A 1,452-nucleotide genomic window follows, 5' to 3' on the forward strand; every position below is an offset into this window, starting at 1 on the left:
ATTGGTTTTGTGGGCGATTTCAGCGAGAAACACCAATTCGGATTTGAAGTAGCGCAATGTTTCTAAATTATTGGCGATAGACTTCTCTGCGATGTTTACATTGCAAGATGAGTATTGTCTGTTTCGCATCATCAATTTCATAAAGCACTCGATAATCACCGATACGGAGACGGTGTTACTGTTCAGAATTTTTTAATTTAACAATGCCAGAAGGACAGGGTTCTATTTCCAAACCCTTAATTTTTTCAAGAATACGACCTTTCATAGCATTAGGTAAGTCATCAATCTGTTTTTGTACAGATTTAGAGATTTTAATACTATAACCCATTATGATTTAATCCTTGCTCAAGTATTGTTCAAGGGTCACATAGTCGCCTGATTGATATTCATCCCGAACTTGCTGAAGTTCTGCTAGGGGTTTCCTCATCGTCTTGATAGGAAGCCTCTTCTGCTTGAAAAATTTGTTGTTCTAGTATTTCTAATAATTGTTGTTTTTGCGTTAAGTCAAGGGATTTAATGGCTTCGGTTAGAGATTCAAACGTAATTTTAAGATTGATGGTGGTACTCATGAAATTTCTCCTATTTGGATAAAAAGTTAAATTTTGAGAATTGCTTTAATTTTCATGGTTGGTATAGCTGATCAAGGGTTTCTAATTTCCTTCTAATGTAACCTGAATTTTTACGAGGAGTTCCTCTCCGTCTTTCATTAGGGTAATGCCTAGCTCCCGGGGGAATTTAAGGGCTTGTTGGCAGTAGTTGAGAGCGCAATCGCGGTCTTGAGAATTGTCCATCATATTTGAACGTTAAGCGACAGCAAAGCCTGTATAGGGTCTAATTTCAGGGGATTTAAAGGCTAAAATAATCTGGTTTTGAGGGATTCCCGCAGCTACTAATTCATCGGCAATACCATCCTCAGTTCCGTCGTGTTGAATCCAAATTTTTTGATCAATAATATCAATATGTAATAGGGTTCCGTAGATTCGATAACCATTTTGCCAACCTGTTTCAACCAATAAATAGCGATCGCGGGTTTGATCTAGGACTAATTCGATTTGGATTTGGCGATCGGTGTCGAGGAAGTCGGCATAATCTTGGAATGTTTTTTCAATAATTTGCCGATATTGGGCAATTAAGGAAGCCATCGTACAATTACCTCCTGGTTGGGATCAAAACTAAATAGGGTTGGCTGAATAAATCTAAAAACCTTGTTGGGTAAAACTTTTAGACTTTTTGTCAATCAAAAAGTACCTGGCATGGGAGTGATCAGGGGGAAAATTCAGGTACTTTTTCCCTGAAAATTAGGTAATTGACTCCCTGAAAATGGGTAAAACCCCACACCCCACACCCCACACCCCACACCCTGCCCCCAGGAAAAACTTTTTCAGCAGACCCTAAATAACTGAATAATACCATCTTCAATTAAGGTTTGACCTGCTTCTTCTTCAAATACTG

The 1,452-nt window shown here is 38.4% G+C and carries 3 protein-coding genes; all 3 read right to left on the reverse strand.

Annotated features, from left to right (window positions below):
• Window positions 1–67 precede the first annotated feature (67 nt).
• Window positions 68–148 carry a type II toxin-antitoxin system RelE family toxin gene (locus PX636_RS08895; protein WP_231859812.1) on the reverse strand — a complete coding sequence of 27 codons (81 nt, stop codon included), beginning with the start codon at window positions 146–148 and terminating at the stop codon, window positions 68–70.
• A 238-nt stretch (window positions 149–386) separates the two neighbouring features.
• A complete protein-coding gene (locus PX636_RS08900) occupies window positions 387–569 on the reverse strand; it encodes a hypothetical protein (protein WP_002795640.1) in 183 nt (60 codons plus the stop codon).
• 234 nt (window positions 570–803) lie between these two features.
• Window positions 804–1,142, reverse strand: a complete 339-nt coding sequence (locus tag PX636_RS08905; protein WP_012267885.1) for a XisI protein — start codon at window positions 1,140–1,142, stop codon at window positions 804–806.
• Between the last annotated feature and the right edge of the window lie 310 nt (window positions 1,143–1,452).

Origin of the sequence: Microcystis sp. M53598_WE2, assembly GCF_030067735.1 — a bacterium.
GTDB classification, from domain to species: Bacteria; Cyanobacteriota; Cyanobacteriia; order Cyanobacteriales; family Microcystaceae; genus Microcystis; species Microcystis aeruginosa.